The organism is Brevibacterium sp. LAARM2_SD2 (assembly GCF_057364785.1).
Genome location: NZ_JBNFOM010000006.1, coordinates 26,586 through 48,941, shown reverse-complemented (window position 1 = coordinate 48,941; position 22,356 = coordinate 26,586). Strand labels below are relative to the sequence as shown.

The 22,356-nt window shown below is 69.6% G+C and carries 19 protein-coding genes; 13 read left to right on the top strand and 6 right to left on the bottom strand.

Annotation, left to right across the window (positions count from 1 at the left end; genetic code table 11):
- Positions 1-26 precede the first annotated feature (26 nt).
- The 4 genes from AC2W7K_RS05505 to AC2W7K_RS05490 all read left to right on the top strand — a co-directional run bounded on the left by AC2W7K_RS05505 (position 27) and on the right by AC2W7K_RS05490 (position 3,624).
- Entirely contained in the window at positions 27-1,151 is a 1,125-nt protein-coding gene (locus AC2W7K_RS05505) for a polyprenyl synthetase family protein (protein WP_376870165.1), read from the top strand.
- Positions 1,148-2,035 (top strand): phytoene/squalene synthase family protein, encoded by an 888-nt coding sequence (locus tag AC2W7K_RS05500; RefSeq protein WP_198500465.1) that lies wholly within the window; start codon positions 1,148-1,150, stop codon positions 2,033-2,035. The genes AC2W7K_RS05505 and AC2W7K_RS05500 overlap by 4 nt, the downstream gene beginning before the upstream one ends.
- A gap of 70 nt (positions 2,036-2,105) precedes the next feature.
- The gene (crtI, locus tag AC2W7K_RS05495; RefSeq protein WP_486005823.1) at positions 2,106-2,927 is read left to right on the top strand and encodes a phytoene desaturase family protein; all 822 of its coding nucleotides are present in this window, start codon (positions 2,106-2,108) and stop codon (positions 2,925-2,927) included.
- Positions 2,928-3,060: 133 nt separating this feature from the next.
- Positions 3,061-3,624 carry a hypothetical protein gene (locus tag AC2W7K_RS05490; RefSeq protein WP_486005822.1) on the top strand — a complete coding sequence of 188 codons (564 nt, stop codon included), beginning with the start codon at positions 3,061-3,063 and terminating at the stop codon, positions 3,622-3,624.
- A 258-nt stretch (positions 3,625-3,882) separates the two neighbouring features.
- Here the strand turns inward: AC2W7K_RS05490 and AC2W7K_RS05485 are convergent, their stop codons facing one another.
- Genes AC2W7K_RS05485 through idi form a run of 6 tightly spaced genes read right to left on the bottom strand, consistent with a single transcriptional unit; the run spans position 3,883 to position 9,640 of the window.
- Complete coding sequence (locus AC2W7K_RS05485) at positions 3,883-5,373, bottom strand: cryptochrome/photolyase family protein (RefSeq protein ID WP_198500467.1); 1,491 nt, start codon at positions 5,371-5,373, stop codon at positions 3,883-3,885.
- A complete protein-coding gene (locus AC2W7K_RS05480; protein WP_344258437.1) occupies positions 5,370-7,073 on the bottom strand; it encodes an FAD-dependent oxidoreductase in 1,704 nt (567 codons plus the stop codon). Before AC2W7K_RS05480 ends, AC2W7K_RS05485 begins: the two co-directional genes overlap by 4 nt.
- Complete coding sequence (locus AC2W7K_RS05475) at positions 7,070-7,408, bottom strand: lycopene cyclase domain-containing protein (protein ID WP_198500469.1); 339 nt, start codon at positions 7,406-7,408, stop codon at positions 7,070-7,072. The genes AC2W7K_RS05480 and AC2W7K_RS05475 overlap by 4 nt, the downstream gene beginning before the upstream one ends.
- Complete coding sequence (locus AC2W7K_RS05470) at positions 7,405-7,872, bottom strand: lycopene cyclase domain-containing protein (protein WP_198500470.1); 468 nt, start codon at positions 7,870-7,872, stop codon at positions 7,405-7,407. Before AC2W7K_RS05470 ends, AC2W7K_RS05475 begins: the two co-directional genes overlap by 4 nt.
- Positions 7,872-9,098 carry a cytochrome P450 gene (locus AC2W7K_RS05465; RefSeq protein ID WP_344258435.1) on the bottom strand — a complete coding sequence of 409 codons (1,227 nt, stop codon included), beginning with the start codon at positions 9,096-9,098 and terminating at the stop codon, positions 7,872-7,874. The genes AC2W7K_RS05470 and AC2W7K_RS05465 overlap by 1 nt, the downstream gene beginning before the upstream one ends.
- Complete coding sequence (idi, locus tag AC2W7K_RS05460; RefSeq protein ID WP_198500472.1) at positions 9,095-9,640, bottom strand: isopentenyl-diphosphate Delta-isomerase; 546 nt, start codon at positions 9,638-9,640, stop codon at positions 9,095-9,097. The genes AC2W7K_RS05465 and idi overlap by 4 nt, the downstream gene beginning before the upstream one ends.
- Positions 9,641-9,768: 128 nt before the next feature.
- On the opposite strand from idi, the gene AC2W7K_RS05455 reads away from it, so the two are divergent.
- The 9 genes from AC2W7K_RS05455 (at position 9,769) to AC2W7K_RS05415 (ending at position 22,348) form a co-directional block, all read left to right on the top strand.
- Entirely contained in the window at positions 9,769-11,055 is a 1,287-nt protein-coding gene (locus tag AC2W7K_RS05455; RefSeq protein ID WP_137824795.1) for an adenylosuccinate synthase, read from the top strand.
- Between the two features lie 430 nt (positions 11,056-11,485).
- A complete protein-coding gene (locus AC2W7K_RS05450; RefSeq protein ID WP_198500473.1) occupies positions 11,486-12,142 on the top strand; it encodes a hydrolase in 657 nt (218 codons plus the stop codon).
- A 169-nt stretch (positions 12,143-12,311) separates the two neighbouring features.
- Entirely contained in the window at positions 12,312-13,115 is an 804-nt protein-coding gene (locus tag AC2W7K_RS05445) for an SDR family oxidoreductase (protein WP_137824797.1), read from the top strand.
- Between the two features lies 1 nt (position 13,116).
- Positions 13,117-15,030, top strand: coding sequence for a Na+/H+ antiporter NhaA (nhaA, locus tag AC2W7K_RS05440; RefSeq protein ID WP_376904159.1), 1,914 nt, complete (start codon positions 13,117-13,119; stop codon positions 15,028-15,030).
- Complete coding sequence (locus AC2W7K_RS05435) at positions 15,027-15,257, top strand: hypothetical protein (RefSeq protein ID WP_486005821.1); 231 nt, start codon at positions 15,027-15,029, stop codon at positions 15,255-15,257. The genes nhaA and AC2W7K_RS05435 overlap by 4 nt, the downstream gene beginning before the upstream one ends.
- A complete protein-coding gene (locus tag AC2W7K_RS05430) occupies positions 15,254-17,257 on the top strand; it encodes an SDR family NAD(P)-dependent oxidoreductase (RefSeq protein WP_486005820.1) in 2,004 nt (667 codons plus the stop codon). Before AC2W7K_RS05435 ends, AC2W7K_RS05430 begins: the two co-directional genes overlap by 4 nt.
- Positions 17,254-18,756: a cytochrome d ubiquinol oxidase subunit II gene (locus AC2W7K_RS05425; protein ID WP_486005819.1), complete on the top strand. Its 1,503-nt coding sequence runs from the start codon at positions 17,254-17,256 to the stop codon at positions 18,754-18,756. The genes AC2W7K_RS05430 and AC2W7K_RS05425 overlap by 4 nt, the downstream gene beginning before the upstream one ends.
- Complete coding sequence (locus AC2W7K_RS05420; protein WP_486005818.1) at positions 18,696-20,795, top strand: ATP-binding cassette domain-containing protein; 2,100 nt, start codon at positions 18,696-18,698, stop codon at positions 20,793-20,795. Before AC2W7K_RS05425 ends, AC2W7K_RS05420 begins: the two co-directional genes overlap by 61 nt.
- A complete protein-coding gene (locus AC2W7K_RS05415) occupies positions 20,792-22,348 on the top strand; it encodes an ATP-binding cassette domain-containing protein (RefSeq protein ID WP_198500479.1) in 1,557 nt (518 codons plus the stop codon). Before AC2W7K_RS05420 ends, AC2W7K_RS05415 begins: the two co-directional genes overlap by 4 nt.
- Positions 22,349-22,356 lie beyond the last annotated feature (8 nt).

Genomic DNA, 22,356 nt, shown 5'->3' with positions numbered 1-22,356 from the left:
TCTCCCCTTTGCGAAAGGCCGCCTGTATGGACACGACGTCGGCAACGGCTGACACCCGGGCGCGGGACCGGATCAGTGCGGCACTGAGCGAGTTCTTCACCGCCCGCACCGAGCGCGCCCGCCTCTACGGCGACGATTTCGCCTCTCTCTGGGAGGTCGCCCGCGACCGAGTGACCGGCGGCAAACTGGTCCGGCCCCTGCTCTTCCTCGACATGCTGGGCGCGTTCGCCCCGATGACCTGTGACCACCCGCAGATCGTCGAGGACCCCTTCACCCGTGTGGCCCTGGCAGAGACGGACGACCCCGTCACCGCCGAGGCGGCAACCGCGGTGGCGCTGGCCTGTGAGCTCCTCCACTACGCCCTGCTCCTCCACGACGACGTCATCGACGGCGACCGGCAGCGACGCGGCCGACCCAACCTCATCGGCGCTCTGCAGGCCGGCCGCGACGCCCCCGGCGCCGGGCACTGGGCGAGCACCGGGGCGATCCTCATGGGCGATATGCTTCTGGCCGCCGTCCACCACATCATCGGCACCCTCGAGGTGACCGGGGACAAGCGCTCAGCCCTGTTCTCCCTGCTCGACCATGCGCTCATCGAATCCTCGGCCGGGGAGTTCCTCGACGTCGGCCTCGCCGACGGGGTCATCCCCGCCGCCCCGGACACGGTGCTCGCGATGAGCTCGTTCAAGACCTCCGCCTACTCCTTCACCTTCCCCATCGTCGCCGCCGCCATCCTCACCGACCGTCCCCCGCTCCTCCAGACCCAGCTGCGCCCGATCGGCGCCCACCTGGGCTTGGGGTTCCAACTCCACGACGACCTGCTCTCGGCCTTCGGCACGCCTGAGTCCCACGGCAAGGACGCCTACTCCGACTTTCGGGAGGGCAAGATCACCGCGCTCGTCGCCCACGCCCAGGGCACCGAGGCGTGGGGGAGGGTTGCTGGGATCTTCGGGGACCCGCAGCTCACCCATGCCGGGGCCCGCGACATCCAACAGGCGCTCGCCGACTCCGGGGCCCTGGCCGAGGTCGAATCCCTCATCGCCGCCCAACGCCGCAGCTTCGCCGAGGCCATCGACTGCAGCGACCTGCCGGGCCACGCCACCGCCGTGCTCACTGACATCGCCGCCCGCCTGGACGGACGCACCGTATGACGGCGCTCGACACGTACACCCGTGCCTCCCAGCGGGCGGCGAAGGCCGTCATCGCCGGCTACTCGACGTCGTTCGGCACCGCGACGACCCTGCTCGGGCCCAGCCACCGCGCCCACATCCGCAACGTCTATGCGCTCGTTCGCATCGCCGATGAGATCGTCGACGGCCTGCCCGCCGAAGCGGGGCTGAGCCCCGAGGACGAGTCCGCGATGCTCGAGGGCTTCATCGCCGAGACCCACCGCGCCCTGGCCCGGGGGCTGAGCTCTGACCTCGTCATCCACGCCTTCGCCCACACCGCGCGGATCACCGGCATCGACCGCGACCTGGTCGACCCGTTCTTCGCCTCGATGCGCACGGATCTGCAGGCCAACGCGGACCGCTCGGTGCGGCGGTTCACCTGCCAGGAACATGCGGAGTACGTCTACGGATCCGCCGAGGTGGTCGGCCTGATGTGCCTGCGCGTCTTCCTCCACGACAACCCCCGCACCCCGGATCAGACGGTGCTGCTCGAACGCGGGGCCCGCAGCCTCGGTGCAGCGTTTCAGAACATCAACTTCCTCCGGGACCTCGCCGACGATCACGCCCGCTTGGGCCGCAGCTACCTGGCGTCCGACGGTGCACTCGACGCGGTCGGGCGCGATGAGTGGGTGGACACGATCCGCCGCCAACTCGCCGAGGCCAGGGAAGCGATCCCGCTCCTGCCGCTCGACGCCCGGGTGGCCGTCGACGCCGCCACCGCCCTGTTCACCGCGCTCAACGACGAGATCGCCGTGTCCCCGGTCGACCGACTCTACCGCGAGCGCGTGCGCATCTCCGACCCGGCCAAGGCCCGGCTGCTCGTCCGCTCGGCCCTGACAACCGTGGGCAAGGGGCGGCGACGATGAGGGTGAGCGCAGTGGCGCGCGGATCGCGTGTGCCCGCGGTGGGGCGTGTGCCCTCGCCGAGGTGGCTGCGGTGAGTCGGGTCAGCGTGATCGGGGCGGGCGTGGCCGGGTTGGCCACCGCGTGCCTGCTCGCCCGTGACGGTCACCAGGTCACGGTGTTGGAGAAGAACGCCGAAGTGGGCGGCCGGGTGGGTCGCATCGAACGCAGCGGGTTCCGCTTCGACACCGGACCGTCCTGGTATCTCATGCCCGAGGTCTTCGACCACTTCTTCGCCCTCATGGGCACGAGTGCCTCCGCCGAGCTCGACCTCACGCTTCTCGACCCGGCCTACACGGTCTTCACCGACCCGAGCGCTACCTCGGGCAGCGATCCGGTGACGATCCCGGCCGGACGGGAGCGGGTTCTCGACGTCCTCGAGTCGTTGGAGACTGGGGCGAGGCAGCGCCTGGAGGCCTATCTCGCCTCGGCCGCCGACGCGAAGACGATGGCGGAGCGGTTCTTCCTCTACAACCCGTTCACCGCGCCGAGCTCGGTCCTCGAACGGTCGGTCCTCATCGCGCTGCCGCGGCTCGTCCGCCTGCTCACCGAGAGCCTCGCCCACCGCGCCGAGGCGACTGTGGTCCATCCGCGGATCCGACAGATCCTGCAGTACCCGGCGATCTTCCTCGGCACCGATCCGCGGGCCGCACCGGCGATCTATCACCTCATGAGCACGCTCGACCTCGATGAAGGCGTGCAGTATCCGAAGGGCGGGTTCCGCACGATCATCGACGCGCTCGAGCGGTTGGCGCGGGCATCTGGGGTCGACATCCGCACCTCGGCGACGGTCGAATCGATCGATACGGATGCGGCCGGCATGATTCGACCCGTCGCCGGGCTCGCCCCACGGTGACCGGCCTGACCTGGACAGACGCCGCCGGCAAGCGGCGCTCGGACGATGCGGACATCGTCGTCTCCGCCGCCGATCTCCACCACACGGAGACCGCCCTCCTCGCCGCGGACGAGCGCACTTACCCGGAACCGTGGTGGGACACGGTGACGAGCGGGCCGGGGGCGGTGCTCGTCCTCCTCGGCGTCGACGGGCAGCTGCCGAGCTCGCTCACCATTCGCTGTTCTTCACCCCCGACTGGGAAGTCAACTTCGACGACATCTTCGGGTCCCGGCCGCGCCTGCCGCACCCGGCCTCGCTCTACGTGTGCCGGCCGTCCGCGACCGATGTCACCGTCGCACCCGACGGCCAGGAGAACCTCTTCGTCCTCGTTCCCGTTCCGGCCGATCCCGGGCTCGGCGAGGGTGGGCCTGAGGGCACCGGCGACCCGCTCATCGAGCGCACCGCCGATCGCGCGATCGACCAGATCGCTCGGTGGGCGGGCATCCCCGACCTGCGCGAGCGCATCGTGGTCCGCCACACGATCGGCCCGACGGATTTCGCCGCCGACTACAATTCGTGGCTCGGCGGCATGCTCGGACCCGCGCACACACTGCGGCAGAGCGCGATGTTCCGCCCCCAGAACCGGTCTCGCACGTCGACGGACTCTACTACGCCGGCGGCACCACCGCGCCGGGTGTGGGGGTGCCGATGTGCTTGATCAGCGCCGAGGTGGTGCTCAAGCACATCCGCGGCGACCAGACCCCCGGGCCGCTGCCCGAGGAGTGAGCGCGCGAGCCATCGCCGCGTGCGGATCCGTCCCGCTGCCGAAGGAGTGAGTCAGCGCGCAGGTACTCCTCGACGGCCGCAGGTCAGCCCTCCCGGCAGCTGGGGAACTCCAATTGCCCGAGAACGTCGGCGAAGCGTGTCCCGTCGAGGCGGTTGCCGCCTGGCTCCTCCCCGGTCTCCGGCGATCCGCTCATCGAGTCGTCTCGTTCTTCATCCTGTCGTAGGCGGCCAATGCTGCCTCCCGGGATTCCTTGAGGTCGACGATCGGCGAGAGATCCGCCCCCGCCTCGGCGCTGGGATCATCCTTCCGCGGGTCCCCGCCGGGCCCGCGGCCGAGCCACTGGGCGACGTACTCACCGTGGGGGTCGAAGCGCTCGGCCTGGCGTTCGGGATTGAAGATGCGGAAGTACGGGGCGGCGTCGGCCCCGCACCCGGCGACCCACTGCCAGGACACCGGATTGTTCGCCTCATCCGCGTCGACGAGCGTGTCCCAGAACCACTGCTCCCCGTCCCACCAGGGCTGGAGCAGGTTCTTCGTGAGCAGGCTGGCGGTGACCATGCGCACCCGGTTGTGCATCCAGCCCATCTGCCACAGCTGCGCCACCCCCGCATCGACGAGGTCGATCCCCGTCGTCCCCGCCTGCCAATGGTCCAGCGCCTCCGGATCGTCCTCGTAGGGGAAGCGCGCGAACTCCTCGCGGATCGGCTCGGTCGCGATGTTCCGGTGATGGTAGGCCAGATGCCAGGAGAACTCGCGCCAGTAGAGCTGCCGGATCCAGGCCTGCTTGTCCGCCTCGGCGACCGAGGCCGATTCCGCGGCGTGGAGCAGCTGTCGCGGCGAGAGCTCCCCGTGCCGCAGCCGTGGCGACATGCGCGACGTGCTGTCGGGATCGCCCGGGACGTCGTGGGCGGAGGTGTAGCCGTCGATGCCTCGACTCAGCTCGCCGAGGTGGTCCTCCGCCGCCCGACATCCCGGGGCGTGCGGCCCGGTCCAGTGCTCGGCGATCGTGCCCTGCCACCACTGCGGCGTCCGGGCGGCGGCGAACTCCCCGGTCCCGGTGTCCGTGCCGTCGAGGAGGCCGAGGCCGTCGAGGTCGGTGACCGCCTGGCGTTTCCTCGCGGGGTCGAGGCGGGCGGCGGAGAATCCCTGCTGCTTCTCCGGGGCGGGGAGGACGTCGTCGATGTGGCGGTCGCGCACGGCCTTCCAGTACGGGGTGAAGACCTTGTAGTGGTCGCTGCTCTCCGGGGCGATGGTCCACGGTTCGACGAGGAGGGCCCCGGGATGGGAGTGGACGCTCAGACCGTGGTCGTCGAGGTCGGCCTTGATCCGGGCGTCGAGGTCGCGGGAGGCCGGGGCATAGCGGCGTGACCAGCGCACGGCGTCGACCTCGAGGTCGGCGGCCATCCGCGGCAGGATGGTCGCGGCCTCACCGGCGGCGAAGAGCAGCGGGATGCCGAGGGCCTCGAGCTCTGCTTCCAGGACGGCCAGTGATTCGTGGGCCCACCAGCGCGCGGCCCCGCCGAGCGGCCGAGGTCCGAGCCCGTCGGCGTCCCGCTTCTCCCGGATCCAGACCCCGATCACCCGGCCGTCCGAGCGGGCGGCGGACAGCGCCTCGTGGTCGCCGACCCGCAGGTCGTCGCGGAACCACACGAGCGTGACATGGTCGGAGGCTGCTGTCATCGGCCGGTCCCTTCAGTGGGGGTGGGGGTGTGCGCGGCGAGGCCCGTGACAGGCGCGGTCGCTCGCCGCGGCGGCGCGCCGTCGCGGTGGTCGGTGCGGTGCGGTTGTGGTGGGTTTGCCTGCGGGGTCGCGGGCCGAGGTGCTGGCGGGGTGGCGCGCAGTTTCCCGAGCAGACCACGGCGCAGCAGGCCTTTCGTCGGTGGCGACCAGATGTCGGTCCCGGCTGTCCGCCAGCCGGCGAGCAGATGGTTCGCAGCGAGATAGCCGGTTGTTGTCGCGCGTTCCATGAGCGCGACCGGCGTCTCACAGCGCACCCAGTCGCCGGCGAGCACGAGACCGGGCAGCGGTGTGACGACGCCGGGGCGCTCACCCCACGGCCGGATGTCGACGAGCCCGCAGTCGTCGTCGATGAGCAGCTCCTGGGCGAGGATCGGCAGGTGCGCGGTCTCCGGGTAGATCTCGTGGAGGTCGGCGAGGAGTCGCTCGCCGAGGCGGTGTTCGTCCTCGGTGTCGTCGGCGGAGAGGGCGTAGGCGTGGAGTTCGACGACGGATCCGCCGTGCTCCCTCGCCCAGTCGGCGGCCCCGGCTTCGAAGCGGTCGAGCACGGAGACGTTGTCAAGGAGGGCGAACCCGCTGGTGCCGAGGAAGGCCGGACGCGTCGGATCGACCGCCTTGGCGAACCAGAGCCGGAGCACCGCGAATGCCGGAGCGTTGCGTTCGGCCGCGACCCGGGAGAACCAGGCGGAGCGAGACGCAGCGGAGGCCGACTCGGCGTCGGCGCTGATGCCAGCCGCCGCCTCGGCGGTGGCGATGAGCGCCCGTGCGCTCGCCGGATCCGCGGCGAGGACGACGGCATCGGAGACCAGTTCGTCGCCGTCCTCGGCCCTCACCGTCCACCCGTTGCCGTCCGGTCGCAGCGCCGTCGCTCTGCACCCGGTCACGATGCGCACGCCCAGTCCGCGCAGGTACTGACCGAGCGGCGCCCACAGGGCGGTGTCGTAGTCGTCGTCGGGCACATCGAAGAGCAGGCCCTCGGCCGAGCCGGCGAAGTACGTGTGGAACATCGCGACCAGCTCGCCGGCGGAGAAGTCCTCAGGGTCGGCGAAGAACGAGCGGGCGAAGACCTCGAGGGCCAGGTGCCTGGCCTCGGTGGGGAAGCGCAGTCGGTCGAGGAACGCCGCCGCCGACTCGCCGTCGTAGCGGTGGAAGGAGGCGGGGAAGTCGACGTCGATGAGCTCGCATGCGCTCGTGACGTCGATCTCACCCAGCGCAGTCAGCGGGAAGGTCGGGCTGGTGAGGACGAACCCGGCGAGGTTGAACGGCGGGGTGCGGGGGATGCCGGCGAAGGAGTCGGTGGCACCGCTTCGGCGGGTGAGCGGATAGTCCGCGATCGGGCGCAGTCGGGACAGCTCCGGGGCGGTGCGGCTGAGCAGGTCGCGCAGGTTGTAGTACTGGCGGAAGAACGCGTGGAATCCGCGGCTCATCGTCCGCCCGTCCTCGAGCGGCCAGGCGCTGACTCGACCACCGAGGCGCTGGCAGGCCTCGAGGAGCGTCACCGTGACACCGCGTTCGGCAAGGATCGTCGCGGCCGCGAGCCCCGCGATGCCCCCGCCGATGACGGTGACCGACTTCGGGCGCAGCACCCGAGCCCGACCGGGTGGGGCGGGCACGAACTCGGCACGGGGATCGCTCGGGATCACGGGGTCGCCTCGGCGTCGTCATTCGACGGTCTGCGGTCGAGCCTGCGCTGCCAGAGCATGAGGACTGCGGTGATCATCGCGAACCCGAACCCGAAGTCCTCGATCGGGATGTCGAAGGGAAAGCGGATGCCTGAGAACATCTCCGGGTTGTAGATGACGATCGGGTTCGACAGCTTCGTCAGCCACCCGTCGACGAGGCACTGGAAGGCCAGGCAGATCGCGAGTGCCCCCCAATACCGTCCGCGACGGAAGATGCCTGAGCGGACGATGAAGAGTTCGAGGACGATGACGACGATCATGCCGAGACCGGTCATCACCGTGTATTCGGGGATCACGACTCGTCCCCTTTCGGTCGGCGGTCTGCGCGGTTCGCTCGGCGCTGCACGGCGGTGGTCCCCGCTGCGGCGTCGGTTGTGCCCGCGACCGCGTCCGCCGAGGTGGTGCCCGGGTCGCGCGTGGGAGTGCCCGCGCCACCCCGCCGCCGTGCGACGACGTCGATGACGGTGCCCACGGCTTCGTAGCTGAGCAGCGCGCAGAACGGGATGACGACGAAGAAGACGAGCTCCTCCAGCGGCAGGGTGCCGAACTCGATGCCGGTGACGAACCGCGGGTTGTACGTCCAGTGGTCGCGGGCGATAGCGACGACGTCCCAGATCGCGAAGACGATGACGACCGGGATGAGCGCAGCGAGAAGCACCCGCCACCGGCGGTAGACGCGGGCGGCGAAGACGAATTCGAGCGGCAGGGTGATGAGAACACATGCGCCCATGAGCGCGAGGTACTCCCAGGGGCCGGCCATCAGTGCCTCCGCGGACGGGCGGGGACGGAGAAGCCGAGCTCGAGTCCGCGGAGATGACAGCCGGCGATGACGGAGTCGTGGCCGACGGTGGGTGCGGTGAGCAGTCTCGGCTCGCAGGCCAGGAGCCGGTGGAGGAGGGCATCGGTCTCGATGAGCGCGAGCGGCTGCCCCGGGCAGCGGTGTGCTCCGTCGCTGAAGCTCAGGCCTGCCGACAGCGGGACGCTGGGGGCGCGCTCGTCAGCGGTGCCCGGCCGGGAGACGTGCCGGCGCTGGGTGCGGAAAGGACAGACCGTCTCGGCGTCGGGACCGAACGTCGAGGAATCGACATTGGCCTGTGTCACGTCGATGTCGATGAGATCGCCGGCCGGAATCGTCGTCGCGTGGCCGTCGACGTCAAGGGTGAGGTCGTCGGTAACGCGCCGGAAGAGATGACCGACGATGGGGTCGAGTCGGATGAGCTCTGCGAGCAGGGCGAGCCGGGTCGCACGGTCAGCGGGGAGATAGCGCTGTCGCAGGTCGTCGTCGGTGAGCAGCCGCCACGCGGCGACAGTGATGAACTCCCTGGTCGTCACCATCCCTGCGGTGCCGTAGGTGACGCATTCGACGAGGATGTCGGCCGTGCTGCTGCCGGAGTCGAGGAGGTGGGAGATGATGTCGTCGCGGTGGTCGCGGCGATGCGCACGGATGGCGGGAAGGACATCGGCGGCGAAGAACTTCGTCAACGGAAGGAGTCCGTTGATCGCGGCCTGGAGCCACTGGCGGTTGGTTCGGCCCCAGTTCGGCGCGGACAGGTCGACCGGCGGCTGGCGGAAGAAGGCGACGAGGCGGCCTGCCAGCGCCTCCACCGGTGCCTCGGTGAGTCCGACGATCCGGGCGGTGACGTCGACCGTGTAATGCAGTGCGGCGCGATCGAGCCGGCAGCGTCCGGTGACGACTGCGTCATCGACGATGGCTTGGGCGCAGGCGTCGATGTCAGCCGCATACCGATCGTCGATGACGGCGGGGGCGAAGAAGCGAGCAAGCTCGCGACGCTGGGCGTCATGAGCAGGACCGTCGGCGATGAGGATCGGGCGGTGGGTGAACCAGCCCTGCGGGATCCGCTCGGCGGTGAACCCCGCTTGGGTCGTGGCGTGGCGAGCGCGCAGGATCGCTCTGGCCGCGTCGTAGGACCGGATGCGCCAGTAGCCTGGGGTGCCTGGATGATGGTCGATCGCGGCAGCGCTCATACTCGCAGCTTCCCCGCGATCTCGCCGCTCAGCTGCTCGACCATCCACGGGCTGAAGGCGAATGGAGTCGCAGCAACGGCGGCACGCAGGTCGGCCAGCGATGTCCAGTGGCAGTCGGCCACCTCGGCGGGGGAGGGGCGCAGCGGTGCGGCGATCCGGGCGACGTAGACGGGGCACGCCTCGTTTTCGACGACGCCGCCGGCATCGACGGCGCGGTAGCGGAAGTCGCGGTCGACGAGGCGAAGGGCGGTGACGGCCGTGCCGAGTTCCTGGTCCGCCCGGCGGGCGATCGCGTCCTCGATGCTCTCGTCCGGGCCGGGATGCCCGCAGAAGCTGTTCGTCCATACCCCCGGCCATGTGGCTTTCGACAGTGCTCGACGGGTGAGGAGGATGCGGTCGTCATCGTCGATCAGATAGCACGAGAACGCGAGGTGAAGCGGCGTCTCCGTCGTATGAACCTCGGACTTGAGCATCGTCCCGGCAGGGTGCCCTGCCTCATCGAGGAGGACGACCCGTTCGGCAGCGGTGGTGGGATGAGCCATCTGTCATCTGCTCCTTCGAACACAGGCCGGTTTGCTCCAATGCTACCGGTGCGGCGGTCGTGTCGGTGCCTGCCAGTAGACTGTGGTGGTAACGACTCCCCTTCTTTCACTTGAGGTGACATCAACTCATGCCAGCAATCGTTGTCGTCGGCGCTCAGTGGGGCGACGAAGGTAAGGGCAAGACCACCGACATCCTCGGCACCAGCGTCGACTACGTCGTCAAGCCCAACGGTGGGAACAACGCAGGTCACACGGTTGTCGTCGGCGGTGAGAAGTACGAGCTCAAGCTGCTGCCGGCGGGAATCCTCTCGCCGAACGTCACCCCGGTCATCGGCAACGGCGTCGTCGTCAACCTCGAGGCCCTCTTCGAGGAGATCGACGCCCTCGAGTCCCGTGGAGCCGACACCTCGAAGCTGCGGATCTCGGCGAACGCGCACGTCGTCGCGCCCTACCATCAGACGCTTGACAAGGTGACCGAGCGGTTCCTCGGCAAGCGGGCGATCGGGACGACCGGGCGCGGCATCGGACCGGCGTACATGGACAAGATCGGGCGGCTCGGCATCCGCATCCAGGACATCTTCGACGAGTCGATCCTGCGGCAGAAGATCGAGGGGTCGCTGCACCAGAAGAACGAGCTCCTCGTCAAGGTCTACAACCGTCGCGCCGTGAGCGTCGACGAGGTCGTCGACTACTTCCTGCCGTTCGTCGAGCGGCTGCGCCCCTACGTCGCCGAGACCGAGCTCATGCTCAACGACGCCCTCGACCGCGACGAGGTCATCGTCATGGAGGGCGGACAGGCGACGATGCTCGACGTCGACCACGGCACGTACCCGTTCGTCACCTCGTCGAACCCGACCGCGGGAGGATCGTGCGTGGGCTCGGGCATCGGGCCGACCCGCATCAACCGCGTCGTCGGCATCGTCAAGGCCTACACGACGCGGGTGGGCGCCGGACCGTTCCCCACCGAGCTCTTCGATGAGATGGGGGAGTACCTGCAGAAGGCCGGCGGCGAGTTCGGCGTCAACACCGGACGCCCCCGCCGCTGCGGCTGGTACGACGCGGTCATCGCGCGCTACTCCGCGCGGGTCAACGGCTTCACCGACTACGTGCTGACTAAGCTCGACGTCCTCACCGGCATCGAGCAGATCCCCGTCGCCGTCGCCTACGACGTCGACGGTGAGCGCTTCGACGAGATGCCGATGACGCAGACCGACTTCCACCACGCCACCCCGATCTACGAGTACTTCGACGGCTGGACCGAGGACATCTCGACGGCACGGACCTTCGAGGACCTGCCGATCAACGCGCAGAAGTACGTCCTCGCGCTCGAGGAGATGTCCGGATCGCGGATCTCCGTCATCGGCGTCGGCCCCGACCGCGAACAGTCGATCGTCCGCCACGACCTGCTCGACTGACGGTCGTGTTCGGGGATATGCCCTCCCCGGCCGACGCTGATGTGCAGAGCAGAGACCTGCCCGACTGACCTTCACGTGCAGAGCGGTCAGCTGCACGCGAGCCGTCTGCAGAGTGCGCAGCGGTCTGTTCGTTCAGCGTGGTCTGCTCGCTCAACACTGAGCGTGATTGTCACCGCCTCGGCGGCTGCGCGGCCCTTCGCTCAACAGTTGGCGGGAAAAAGTCGTCTTCGGTGTCGACATTTTCACGCAACTGTTGATTGAGCCGAGCCGCGGGCCCCTTCCAGCGACCAGCGCCACCGGGAATCATTCGGTTTTTAACAACAAGTGCCATCGCGGCTCTCATCAGGCATACTTGAGGCCAAAGTTGTTGAAGGTGATACGTTTGCCTCCCGCGCGAACGCCGCCGACCTCATCCCCCTAGGAGGACGCAATGGCCAAGACCCAACCGGAGCCGGTTCGCGATCCGGACATCGATCACCTGCTCACCCCGAGCAACTGCGCCATCGCGCTCATCGACTACCAGCCCGGCCAGTTCGCGACCGTGAGCTCGACGTCGAAGGACGAGATCATCCTCGGCGTCGTCACCCTCGCCAAGCTCGCCCGGGCCTACGAGATCCCCACCGTGCTCTCGACCGTCGGCGTCGACCTCGGCGTCAACACCGGCACGATCACTGAGATCACCGACGAGCTGCCCGGAGTCGAGGAGATCGACCGCACGGGCGTCAACTCGTGGGAGGACGCGGACTTCCGCGCCGCGATCGAAGCGACGGGCCGCCGGAAGATCGTCATCGCCGGGCTGTGGACCGAGGTCTGCCTCGCGTTCCCCACCCTCGACCTCCTCGAGGAGGGCTACGACGTCTACCCCGTCATCGACGCAGTCGGCGGTGTCTCGACGGTCACTCACGACCAGGCGATCAACCGCATGGTCTCGGCCGGGGCCCACCCGATCACGTCCCTGGCCTTCGGCGCCGAGCTCATGCGCAACTGGGCGCGCCCGGACTCCGACCTCTACCGCACGATCATCAACGACTACTTCGCCCGCAAACGGGCGATCGGCGACGCGACCGGGGACGTCTTCAGCAGCTGAGGCACCACCTCGGCGCCGGACCGACCACCCGGTCACGGTCGGTGCCACCGCACCACCGCACCACCGCACCACCGCACCACCGCACCACCGCACCACCGCACCACCCACAACTGAACACTCCGGAGCTCGCGCAGCAGTTCCGGGGACGAGCACGAGGAGACACCACCTCATGACCGAGGACGCGCAGCCGGCGCCCGACGCGCAGGCCGAATCCCCGCAGCAGACCGCGTCTGGGGCGCGGGTGGCCCTCGTCACCGGCGCGACCGGAGCGATCGGCGCCGCCGTCAGCCGCACCCTCGCCGAGCAGGGCATCCGGGTGGCCATGCTCGCCCGCAACCGCCGCCGCCTCGAGCGCCTCGCACAGCAGATCGACCGACCCGACCAGACGCTCGTCGTCCGCGCCGACGTCACCGAGCCCTTCGACCTCGTCGAGGCCAGGGACGCGATCCGTGACCGCTTCGGCACCGACCCCGACCTCGTCATGGTCAGCGCCGGGGTGATGCGGGCGGCGAACTTCGAACAGTCCGTGCCCTCGGAGTGGAAGGCGATGATCTCGACGAACGTCGAAGGCGCCCTCTACACCGCGCAGACCTTCGCCGAGGGCCTGCTGAAGATCGGTGAGACGAGTCGCCCGGCCGACCTCATCTTCGTCGGCTCCGCCCCCGCCCAGCAGCGGACGAAGTCGTACGCGGTGTTCTCGGCGATGGCCGCCTCGGTCGAACAGCTCGCCAAGCACCTGCGCGCCGAATACGGCGATCGCGGAGTCCGCGTCCACCACATCGCCCCGTTCTACGTCACCTCCGAACTCGGAGCCGACATGAGCGACACCGAGCACTACCGGCGGTTCCAGGAACGCGCCGACGAATTCGAATCCATCGACCCCGACCGTGTCGCGAGGCTCGTCTGCTTCATGACGCAGATGCCGGCGCGCGCCAACCTCGCCGCCGCGACGGTCCGACCGGTGAGGAGCTGACATGGCCAATCGCCTGACCGCGGGGCTCACCGCGTTCTTCCGCACGGAGAGCGCCGGCGCCGTCGTTCTGCTCGCCGCCACCGCCATCGCCCTCCTGTGGGCCAACCTGTCCCCGGACAGCTACAACGCCGTCATCCACACGGAGTTCGGGCTCGTCGCCGGCACCGCCGAACTCGAGATGTCCCTTCAGCACTGGATCAACGACGCAGTGATGATGCTGTTCTTCTTCCTCGTCACCCTCGAGGTGAAGAAGGACGTCGTCCTCGGCGAACTGCGCTCGTGGAAGCGCGCGGCACTGCCGATCGTCGGTGCCGTCGCCGGACTCGTCGTTCCCGCGCTCATCTTCGTCGCCATCACCCGGGGCACCCCCGAGGTGGGGGCCTGGGGTGTCGTCATCTCCACCGACACCGCGTTCGTCGTCGGCATCCTCGCCGCGTTCGGCTCCCGCATCCCCGCGCAGCTGCGCGTCTTCATCCTCGCCCTCGCCGTCGTCGATGACATCGGGGCACTCGCCGTCATCGCCTTCTTCTACACCGAGGACATCAACCTCCTCTGGCTCGGGATCGCCGCGGCCCTGGCCGCCGTCACCTGGTTCGTCCAGAAGATGCAGGCGTGGCGCGGCCTCGTCTACGCCATCCTCGGCGTCTTCCTCTGGTTCGCCGTCCTCCAGTCCGGAGTCCACGCGACGATCGCCGGTGTCATCCTCGGCCTGCTCCTGCCGGTGTTCCCGCCGAAGCATCAGCTCGTCGACGAGGCGGAGGATCTCACGGCGAGCTTCCGCCGCAGCCCGAACGCCGAACGCGGCATGTCCGCGGCTGAGGGCATCCTTCGCTCGGTGTCGATCAACGACCGCTTCCAGCTCTCCCTGCGCCGCGTCGTCAGCCTCGTCATCGTCCCCGTCTTCGCGCTCGTCAACGCCGGTGTCCTCATCACGAGCGAGTCCCTGTCCCACGCCTTCGGTTCGGCCCTGACGTGCGGTGTCATCGCCGGCCTCGTCGTCGGCAAGTTCGTCGGCATCTTCGGGGCGACGATGCTCGGACGCCGTCTGCACATCGGCGAGCTCTCCGAGGCCCTGCGAGCCCGACACATCGCGTCGGGTGCCATGCTCACCGGCATCGGCTTCACGATCTCTCTCTTCATCGTCGACCTCGCGATCACCGACCCGGTCGCCCAGTCCGATGCGCGCATCGGCATCCTTACCGGGTCCGGTCTGGCCGCGCTCATCGGCGTCGTCAGCCTCCAGCTCACCGCCCGCTACGACCGCCAGCACGCCCCCGCGAGAGTGCAGCTCAACCGGCCGATCGACCTGTCCCGCGACCACATCTTCGGTCCCCCCGATGCGAAGAACTCGCTCACCGTCTACGGGTCGTTCGGCGGACTCGACGATGCCAACACCGAGGAGATCCTCGACCAGGTCATCGACCACTACGAAGGCGACCTCGCGTTCGTCTTCCGCCACATCCGCCCGACCGCCGACGGCGCACCCGAGCAGACGGGCGAAGCGCTCGAAGCTGTGGCATCCCAGCAGAAGGAGCTGTTCTGGCCGATGCGCCACGAACTCAACGAGATCAGTGAGGACCGCAGCTTGGACAACCGCGAACTCCTGCGCGCCAGCGTCAACGTCGGCGCCAACCTCAACCGCGTCGAGGACGACCTGCGTCGCGACGTCCATGTCTCCCGCGTCGACGAGGACTTCCTCGATGCGGAGAACATGGGCCTCCACTCCGGTCCCGTCCTCTTCGTCAACGGCCTCCTCTACGACGGGGACATGGAGCCGAATGCGATCATCGCCGACATCGACGCGACGAGTGCCGCCGAACCCGACGTCAGCGCCCGCCCCGATCACACGCTGACCTCCGACTGCGCCGTCCAGATCGGCCAGGCGCCGCGCGCGACCGCGGGAGGTCAGCGATGAGTGGGCCCCACGTCATCTCCGGCGGGGCCAACGGCATCGGGCTGCTCACCGCGCAGCGCCTGCTTGCCGCCGGTGAGTCCGTCGTCATCATCGACCGCGATGAGCTCCCCGCCGAGCTGGTCGACCAGCCGAATGTCACGTTCTTCCAGCAGGATGTCTGTGATCTCGTCGCGATGGCGAGCTCGGCGTTGAGATCCGCGACCGCTGGCCGCAGTGCACCTCGGTGATCGCGAGCGCGGGCATCAACTACGTCGGGCCGTTCGCGGAGCTGCCGTTCTTGCAGTGGAACGAGGTGCTGACAACGAACGTCGTCGGTGCCCTTCACCTCATCCATGAGGTCCTGCCCTCCCTCCTTGGCACAGCCGAGGCGGGGGAGCGGGCCGACGTCATCACCATCGGGTCGATCGCCGACCAGAGCTACTTCCACGACGCCGCCGTCTACGGCGTGGCCTCGGCGGCACTGAAGACCTTCGCCGCTCAGCTGCGCATCGAACTGCGCGAGCGGGGAGTACGGGTGTCGAACATCGCGCCCGGTTATATCAGGTCGACGTTCGCCGAACGCCTCGAGGGCCTCGCCCACGAATACGACTGGCTCGGCGAGGGTCTGCTCACCTCCGACGACGTCGCTGACGTCATCGGGTTCGTCCTCAATCAGCCCGTCGGGGTCGCCCTCGGAGACCTCGAGTCGTCGCGACGAAGCAGGGGTGGGCATGAAACCCCATCCTCTGGAGGAGTGGTCGTCATGACCCTCGAGGACCTCTCGCGGCTGCAGTTCGCGCTCACCGCGATGTTCCACATCATGTTCCCTGCGATGACGGTGGGGCTGTCGGTGTTCCTCACCGTCGTCTACGGCATGTACTGGAAGACGAAGAAACCCGTCTTCCTCCAGATGTTCCGGTTCTGGCGGCGCATCTTCGGGGTCGGATTCGCCCTCGGCGTCGTCGCCGGTGCCGTCCTCACCTTCGAGTTCGGACTCAACTGGGGCGTCTTCGCCCGCGAGACCGGACCGATCATCGGCCCGATCATCGCGATGGAGGTCGTCACCGCGTTCTTCGTCGAAGCCGGGTTCATCGGGGTCCTCCTCTACGGCGACGGCCGGGTCAAGGAGCGGACGATGTTCATCGCCTGCCTCCTCGTCGCCATCGGCACCCTGCTCTCGACGACGTGGATCCTCGTCGCGAACTCGTGGATGCAGACGCCGGCCGGGTTCGAGCGCGCCCCCGACGGGACGTTCTTGCCGACGAACTGGTGGGAGATCATCTTCAACCCGTCGTTCCCGCTGCGCTTCACGCACATGTTCTTAGCGGTCCTCATCTCCGCCTCGGTCGTCATCGCCGGCATCGCCGCGTGGTACCTCATCAAGGGCCGGTCGCTCGCGTTCGCGAAGCGCTCGTTCTCGATCTCCCTCGGCGTCCTCGCAGTCCTCCTGCCCATCCAGATCTCCGTCGGCGACGACGTCGCCCTCGAGGTCGTCGTCGAACACCAGCTGCCGAAGTTCGCCGCGATCGAAGGGCACTGGCAGACGAACAGCTCCGGCTACTACCTCTTCATCGTCACCGATCAGCCGAACCAGGAGAACGCCGCGTCCGTCGAGGTGCCGCTGCTCGGGTCGTTCATCGGGCAGGATCTCTCCGGGCAGCTGCAGACCCCGGGGGTCTCCGACGTCGAACCTGACCCGGCCGAGCAGCCGCCGGTGTGGATGGTCTTCTGGGGCTTCCGGATCATGTTCTACGGCTCGATCATCCTCTTCGCCATCGCGATGTCGAGTGTCGTGCTGCGTCTGCGCGGCCGCCTCTACGACTCCCCGCGCTTCCACCGCGTGTGCCTGTGGGCGGCTCCCGTGGGGATCCTCGCGATCCTCGGCGGCTGGGTGACCGCGGAGACCGGCCGCCAGCCGTGGGTTGTCTACGGACACCTGCGCACCGAGGATGCCGTGTCCGATCTGGCGCCGGCCCACCTCGTGTTCTCCGTCATCGGCTTCATCGTCGTCTACGCGATCATGCTCGCCGCCTACATCGGCTACATCGTCTGGGCCGTCAAACGCGGTCCCGAGCACGACCTGCCCGGGGCCGAGACCCACGACGACCTCGACGACGACCTCGAATTCGCAAGCGTCGATGCCGGCCGGGCCCCCGCCGGCAAGGGCGGCGACGCCTCTCACGCGGGTGAGAGCCCGCCGGGGGACGAGCGCGGGGACCGCCTCGGCGAGGAGGGGAGGCCATCATGATGCAGGAGATCTGGCTCATCGTCCCCGTCCTCTGCCTCGTCATGTACATCATCCTCGACGGGTACGACCTCGGGGTGGGGATCCTCCTCCTCGGCGAACGGGATCGCCGCCGGCGCCGCGAGGGCGTCGAGGTCGTCGCGCAGACGTGGGACATCAACGAGTCGTGGCTCATCCTCCTCGGCGTCTCACTGTGGGCGGGCTTCCCCGCGGTCTACGGGGCAGCGCTGCCGCACGTCTACATCCCCGTCATCGTCATGCTGCTGTGCCTCATCGTCCGCGGCTTCGCGACCGAGCTCATCTCCCATCGCCACGACACCCGTGAGGCGTGGGTGCGGGCCTTCAGCCTCGGGTCGCTCGGGGCCGCGATCGCCCAGGGATTCGCCTTGGCGGGTCTGACCAGGCAGATCACGGTCGATTCGAACGGGGACTTCGTCGGTGAGCCGGGAATCTGGGATGCCGCCTCGGTGGGGATGACCCTGCTCATCGTCATCGGCACCGTCGTCGTCTACATGACGCTCGGGGCCGCGTTCCTCCGCCGCAAGGTCGACTCCCCGCTCGCCGTGGCCGCGGGACGAACGCTGCTCATCGGCGCCGTCGTCGTCCTCGCACTCATCGTCGGGTTCCTCGGCACGACCGATGTGCCGCTGACCTGGAGCGGCGCTCAGGGAATCCTCGTCGGCGTCCTGCTCCTCGTCGCCCTCGTCAGCGCGGTGCTCGCGTGGCGCACGCTCGCCCCCGATGCTCCGCCTCACAGCGCGTACCGGTGGACGGCGCTGCTCGTCGTCGCGTGCCTGCTCGCGGTCGTCGTCGGACGCTATCCCGTCATCCTCGCCTCCGACCTCACCGTCGCCGAGGCGGGCGCCCCCGACATCACGATGATCGTCCTGCTCATCGGGGTGGGGATCAACATCTTCCTCATCTCCTTCTACACGATCTTCGCCCACCGCGTGTTCTCCGGTCCGCTCGACGCGGGAGCGGGCAACGATGGGGGATTCACTCACAACGGTGGACTCCGCCCCGACGGAGGTTCGGACTCCGACGTGGGACGGATTCCGACGGAGGTTCGGATTCCGACGGGGGATCGGCAGCGGATCGAAAGGCGGCCCAGTCATGAGCGAGAAGCGCAACGACGTCCCGGGCCGCGTCCCGCACGACAGCCAGCCGCACGACAGTGCTGCGGGCGGTGCCCCCCGCGACGGTCGGCCGGGCGGTCGCGAGTCGGGCGGTCGTGCCCGCGTCGTCCTCCGGCGCATCGGGCTCTTCCTGCTCGGCATCATCCTCTACACGATCAGCATGAACATGTACTCGGGCTATCCGTCGATCGGATCGCAGTGGATCAACCGCGCGGCGATCCTCGCGATCGTCGTCTTCGCCGCGGTCGTCTTCATCCGCGACGAACGCCGCCGCGCCCGCGAGGACGAGGACGACCTGCACGCCGATGTCGGCTGACACGGCCGCCGCCTCGGCGAGTGCCGACTCCTCAGGGTCGGGCGACCTGATCTCGAGCGGCTCGCTGACGGGCACTTCCGCGTCGACGGGGCCGACCTCGGCGGCCGGGGGTCCCGCTCCGGGGCAGGCCGCGTCCGCGGTCGGCACCGACACCGCCGTCGCCTGGATCAATGCGCACGCCGGTCCCGGACGTGTCCTCTTCCGCGTATCGGCCCTCGCCGAGGTGGCCGCGACGTGTGCGCTCATCGCCGGATGGGCGCTGCTCGGGGCCGGCATCTCCGCGTGGATGGCATCGGGTTCGGGTGCCGCGGGGACGGAAGTTTTCGGGAGCGGGCCGGGTGCGGCGCTGTGGTTCTTCGTCGGCGCCGCGATCGCGGCGCCGGTGCGGCTCGTCCTCCGGGTTCTCGCTGCCCGCTTCGCCGCGGCCGGCCGGGACCGGGTGAGCGCGGCGATCCGCACGCAGCTCGTACCCGACCTTCTCGCAGTGTCCGGGACGACGAGCGCGAGTGATGCCGCCGACGCCCTCATCGATGATGCGCCCGTGGTCGCGAGATACCTCGCCGGATCGCGGCCGCTGCGGATCGCGGCGGCTCCGTCGACCCTGCTCATCCTCGCCGCGGTGGCCGTCGTCCACTGGCCGGTTGCGGTGCTCCTCGCGCTGTGCACCGCCCTGCTGCCCCTCAATCTGCGACTGGCGGGACAGGCCACGCTCACGGCGGGGGAACGGCAGCTCGCCGCGTCGCGCCGGCTCTCTGCGGTCGTCACCGAGAGCGTGCGGGGCCTGCCGACGCTGGTGAGTCTGCGCGCGCGCGAGCGGCGGCGCGACGTGCTCGGCCGGGCGTCGACGAGGCTGGAGAAGTCGACGCTGCGAGTGCTCACCTTTGCGTTCCTCTCCGGTGCGGTGATGGACGTCGCGGTGACGTTCGCGATCGCCGTGTCCGCGACGTACACGGGGCTCGTGCTCCTCGGGTTCCTCACCCTGCCGGGGGCACCGGCACTCGGACTCGGTGGGGCGCTCTTCGTGCTCCTCCTCTGCCCCGCCTACTTCGCTCCCGCACAGCGCGCGGCCCGCGGCTTCCACGACCGCGACGACGCCCTCGTCGCCACCCGCGCCATCCTCACGGCCAGCGCGGGGCCAGAGCGCGAGGCGGGTCTCGGCCCGGGGCGAACGGCATCTCGCTGGCCGGGCCCCACCGCCGAACAGGGCGCGGGCCGCACTGCGGGAGGAGAACCGGAGCGCGAGACGGGTCGCGAACCGGGCTCGACCGGTGGCGGTGCCGAGACGGCGCCAGAGGGCACGGAAGCAGTCTCCGTGGGCACGGACGTGGTCGACGCCCCGGCAACCGGCACCGCTGCGACCGGCACGAATCCCCTCACTGGGCCTGTGCCAGCAGCCCACCTGCGCGGTCCGCACCTCGAGCTCGACCACCTCGGCGTCGGAGTCGGATCCTCTCCCATCCTCACCGACATCACGATGACCCTCCCCGCGGGGGAGTGGACGGCGATCAGCGGGCCGTCGGGGTCGGGGAAGACGACGCTGCTCCAGGTCATCGCCGGTCGTCGGGTGCCGACGACGGGCACGATCCGCCGCAGCGGCGGACCCGGCGGACCCGGCGCGTCCGGGGAGTCGATCGCGCACGGGTGGCTCGGCTCGGACACCGTCATCCTCGGCACGACGTTCGCGGAGAACATCAGCCTCGGCGATGAGTCGATCACCGCCGCCGACGTCCGCGCCGCCGCCCACACCGCGGGCCTCGACGAGGTGCTCGCGAGCCTGCCCGACGGCATCGACACCGCGCTGGGCACCCTGGGTCGACAGCTGTCGGCGGGGGAGCGGCGCCGCGTCGCGATCGCCCGCCTCGTCGCCGCCGACCGGAGCCTCTGGATCCTCGACGAACCCACGGCCCACCTCGATCGGGCCACCGAAGCCGCGATCCTCCGCACCCTGCGCGCGGCGAGCACCGGTCGCACCGTCGTCATCGCGACGCACTCACCGGCCGTCATCGCCGTCGCCGACCACACCCACGAGCTGCGTGCCGGCTCGCTCACCAGCGGCGCCGCCGCCGACCTCACCGGGGGCGACGCATGAGCGCGCGCCGCCGTCTCCACCTCCTCCCGCTCGTCGTCGCGGTCATCGCGGAACTGTGCTCGCTCGCGCTGCTCGCGGTCTCTGGCTGGTACCTGGCCTCGTGCGCGCTGGCCGGCCTCGGACTCCTCGCGACCTTCTCCTACCCGACCCCGAGCGGCATCGTGAGGATGCTCGCCCTCGGCCGGATCGGGGCGGGGTACGGGCAGAACGTCCTCCTCCATCGGTCGGCGCTCGCCGACACGACCCGGGCCCGACTCGCGGTCTTCGACGACCTCGCCGCCACCGGCTCGGCCCCGGCCGACGACCGCGCAGTCGACCGACTGCTCACGGACGCCGCCGTCGAGGGCGAGCGGGTGCTGCGGGTGACCGCGCCGCTCGTCGTGACGATCTCCGCCGTCGTCACCGCGATCATCGTCGCCGCCGCAACGTTCCCCCTTGTCACCGCGCCGCTGCTGGTCGGAGCAGCGATCATGTTCGTCCTCGCGCTCGCACCGGCTCCCACGGATGACGGGCACGGTCGCCTCCGTGCCGAGGTGCTCGCGAGCATGGACGCCGCCCCCGAACTCGAGTCCCTCGGCGGAACTCCGCTGCTGCGGGCGCGCGTGCTCACGCAGCTCGACACCCTCACCGCCGCCGACCGCCGCCTCGAGGAGAAGCAGTCGCGGCGCCAGATCGTCGCCGCGCTCGCCGCCGGCCTCGCGTTCGGTGCGGTCCTCCTCGTGTGCGCCCTCGCGGCCGGGATGGTCGAGTCCGCTCTCCTGCCGATACCGCTCTTCGTCATGGTCGTCCTGCTCGCGTTCGGGGTCCTCGAACGCACTTTCGCCCTCGGTGAGATCGTGCCCCACCTGCAGAGACTGCGGAGCATCCGGGCACGCCGAGGCAGCGGCGGGTCTCCCGGGCACGTGTCCTCGATGGCGGTCGGCCTCGCCGAATCGGGCGCGCTCACTCTCGGTGGCGCTGTCGGCGGCGCGTCGCCGACAGGTGGTGACATCGTCATGCCCGCGGGAGCGACGGCAGCGATCATCGGCCCCTCGGGGACCGGGAAGTCGACCCTCCTCGCGCAGATCGCCGAGGCTGTCCGCGGCACTGCTGCTCCTACGGCCGACCCGCGTGGGACGTCAGCCGAGACTCGCACGGTCGCGGTCGTCACCGACGACGAGTTCCTCTTCACCGGCACTGTCGCCGGCAACCTCCGCCTCGGCGAGCCGGACCAGGCGCCGCTGAGTGCCGAGGACATCCGCGCGGTTCTCGAGGAGCTCGATCTCAGCGCCGATATCGGTGCTGAGACCCGCACGGGGATCGGTGGGCGGGCACTCTCACGCGGTGAGACCCGGCGCCTCGTCATCGCCCGGGCCGTGCTCTCCGCGCCCGACGTCCTCCTTGTCGACGAACCGGACCTCGGCCTCGATCCGCATACCTTCGCGACGGTGCTCGCGTTCGTCCGGACGCGCCTGCCGGAGGCGACGATCGTCTATGCCGCCCACAGCGCGCCACCCGGTATGGAGGTCACCGTCGACCTCGGTGCCGTGACGGATGAGGTGCGGCGCCGCTGACGCTCGTC

Coding starts and splice junctions, on each gene's coding strand:
- AC2W7K_RS05505 (WP_376870165.1), top strand. CDS start 27: ATGGACACGACGTCGGCAACGGCTGACACCCGGGCGCGGGACCGGATC.
- AC2W7K_RS05500 (WP_198500465.1), top strand. CDS start 1,148: ATGACGGCGCTCGACACGTACACCCGTGCCTCCCAGCGGGCGGCGAAG.
- AC2W7K_RS05485 (WP_198500467.1), bottom strand. CDS start 5,373: ATGACAGCAGCCTCCGACCATGTCACGCTCGTGTGGTTCCGCGACGAC.
- AC2W7K_RS05470 (WP_198500470.1), bottom strand. CDS start 7,872: ATGGCCGGCCCCTGGGAGTACCTCGCGCTCATGGGCGCATGTGTTCTC.
- AC2W7K_RS05465 (WP_344258435.1), bottom strand. CDS start 9,098: ATGAGCGCTGCCGCGATCGACCATCATCCAGGCACCCCAGGCTACTGG.
- idi (WP_198500472.1), bottom strand. CDS start 9,640: ATGGCTCATCCCACCACCGCTGCCGAACGGGTCGTCCTCCTCGATGAG.
- AC2W7K_RS05455 (WP_137824795.1), top strand. CDS start 9,769: ATGCCAGCAATCGTTGTCGTCGGCGCTCAGTGGGGCGACGAAGGTAAG.
- AC2W7K_RS05450 (WP_198500473.1), top strand. CDS start 11,486: ATGGCCAAGACCCAACCGGAGCCGGTTCGCGATCCGGACATCGATCAC.
- AC2W7K_RS05445 (WP_137824797.1), top strand. CDS start 12,312: ATGACCGAGGACGCGCAGCCGGCGCCCGACGCGCAGGCCGAATCCCCG.
- nhaA (WP_376904159.1), top strand. CDS start 13,117: ATGGCCAATCGCCTGACCGCGGGGCTCACCGCGTTCTTCCGCACGGAG.
- AC2W7K_RS05435 (WP_486005821.1), top strand. CDS start 15,027: ATGAGTGGGCCCCACGTCATCTCCGGCGGGGCCAACGGCATCGGGCTG.
- AC2W7K_RS05425 (WP_486005819.1), top strand. CDS start 17,254: ATGATGCAGGAGATCTGGCTCATCGTCCCCGTCCTCTGCCTCGTCATG.
- AC2W7K_RS05420 (WP_486005818.1), top strand. CDS start 18,696: ATGTCGGCTGACACGGCCGCCGCCTCGGCGAGTGCCGACTCCTCAGGG.
- AC2W7K_RS05415 (WP_198500479.1), top strand. CDS start 20,792: ATGAGCGCGCGCCGCCGTCTCCACCTCCTCCCGCTCGTCGTCGCGGTC.